The sequence below is a fragment of the Acidiphilium sp. PM genome, from assembly GCF_000219295.1.
Lineage (GTDB): Bacteria > Pseudomonadota > Alphaproteobacteria > Acetobacterales > Acetobacteraceae > Acidiphilium > Acidiphilium multivorum.
In genome coordinates this window covers 1-2,212 of sequence record NZ_AFPR01000607.1, presented here as the reverse complement: position 1 = coordinate 2,212, position 2,212 = coordinate 1, and the positions used below count along the sequence as shown (strand labels likewise).

Genomic DNA, 2,212 nt, shown 5'->3' with positions numbered 1-2,212 from the left:
ATCCGGGTGGCGGAAACGCTGCCCGACACGGTGCTCGGCCTTGCCGACGACATCGAGCTGATCGACCTGCCGCCGGAGGAATTGCGGACGCGGCTGAAGCAGGGGCTGGTCTACCGGCCGGATGTCGCGCGGCGGGCGCTGGGCGGCTTCTTCCGGCCGGGGAATCTCGCCGCGCTGCGCGAGATGGCGCTGCGGCGGGTGGCGCAGCATGTCGATCGCGACATCGCCGCCTATATGCGCGCGCAGGCGATCGCAGGGCCCTGGCCTGCGGCGGAGCGGGTGATGGCGGTGGTCGAGGCCGGCGAGGCGGCGGAGCAGGTGGTGCGGCACGCGTCCCGGCTGGCCGAGGCGCTGCGCGCGCCGTTCTTCGCCTTCCATGCCGAGCGGGCGGCGACCGGCATGGCCGTGCAACCGGCGCTCGATCTCGCGATCCAGCTTGGCGGCACCGTGGAGACGACGACGAACGCGGATGTGTTCGCCGCCCTGCTCGATGCGGCGGCGCGGCAGAACGTCGCGCATATCGTGATCGCGCGCGGCCGTGGTCGGTGGCGGTGGCGGCGCGGCCTTGCCTCGCGGCTTGCGCGGGGCGCGCGGGCCTATGCGCTGCATGTGGTTCCCGATCCCGCGGCGAGCCGGCCGGCGCCGCCGCATCGCGCGCCGCCGCCGAAGCTGATGCCTTTCGGTATCAGCCTCGGCATCATGATCCTGACGACGATCGGCGGGTTCGCCTTGCGCGGCGTGCTGCCGGCCGAGGCGATGGGGTATGTTTTCACCGCGATCGTCGTCGGCATGGCGAGCCTGTATGGCCGCAGCGTCGGCATCTTCGCGGCGCTGACCGGCTTCGTGCTGTGGAATTTCTTCTTTCTCCCGCCGATCTACACGCTTTCGGTGACCAACCCGCGGGATGTGACCGCGCTGTTCGCGTTTCTCGTCGTCGGCGTGCTGACCGGCTCGCTGGCAGGGCGGGTGCGGGCGGAGGCGGAGACCGCGCGCACGCGGATCGAGGCGCTGCGGCGGATCACGCTGTTCGGCCGCGCGCTGGCGCAGGTTTCGGACGAGGCGGGGCTGGCCGCGGTGGTGGAAGCGGAGGCGCGGGCGCTGGCCGGCGAGGCGGTGCTGCTCCTCGCACGGGGCGACGGGCTGCCCCGCGCCGGCGGGTTCGACGAGGCGGCGGTGGCGGCGGCGGAATTCGCCTGGCGCAATCGCGTGGCCACCGGCATGGGCACGACGACGCTGCCCGCATCGGCCTGGCGGTTCCAGCCGCTGGCGACCGAGGCAGGGGCGATCGGCGTGCTCGGCGTGCGGCCCGAGACCCCCCCGGCCGAGCCGGTGATCCAGACGCTCAGCGCGCTCGCCGACCAGGCCGCGCTGGCCGCCGAACGGCTGCGGCTGGCCACCAGCGCGGCGGAGGCGCGGGCGCATGAGTCGACGCAGCGCCTGCGCACGGCGCTGCTCTCCTCGCTCTCGCACGACCTGCGCACGCCGCTGACCGCGATCCGCGGCGCGGCCGAGACGCTGGCGGAAGCGGATGGCGAGCTGCCGGAAGCGACGCGGCGCGACCTGCTGGCCAGCATCGTCGAGGATGTTGGGCGGATGACGCGGTTTCTCGCCAACATCACCGGGATGGCGCGGATCGAGACGGGCGAGATCGTTGCCCGGCACGAGAAGGTGGATCTTGCGCCGGTGGTGGAACACGCGGTGGCGCGGGTGAAGGAGGCGTTCCACACCGCGGTCAACATTCCCGAAGACGCGGCCACGGTGCGCGCCGATCCGGCGCTGCTGGAACAGGTGCTGGTCAATCTGCTGGAGAACGCGGTGAAATACGGGCCCGAGGGCGGGGCGATCTCGGTGTTCGCGCGGCGCGCGGGGGACAGCGTCGTGCTGTCGGTCGCCGATGAGGGGGTGGGAATTCCGCCCGAGGATCTGCCCCATGTGTTCGACAGTTTCTTCCGGGTGGTGCGGGGCGACCGCGTGGCGCCCGGCACGGGGCTGGGGCTGGCGATCGCGCGGGCCTTCGTCGAGGCGATGGGCGGGACGATCGCCGCCGAGAGCCCGCGGCGCGACCTGCCGGCGGACGGACTGCCGGGAACGATCATCCGCGTGGAGCTGCCGGTGCCATGACCGAGGCGAAGCGGATCGAGACCGGCCGCGTGCTGGTGGTGGATGACGAGCCGCAGATCCACCGCTTCCTCAAGCCGGCGCTGGAGGCGGC

1 protein-coding gene is annotated in these 2,212 nt (G+C 73.0%); it reads left to right on the top strand.

Annotated elements, in window-relative coordinates:
- A partial coding sequence (locus APM_RS19380; protein ID WP_007425093.1) for an ATP-binding protein occupies positions 1 to 2,121 on the top strand: 2,121 nt, incomplete at its 5' end.
- Between the last annotated feature and the right edge of the window lie 91 nt (positions 2,122 to 2,212).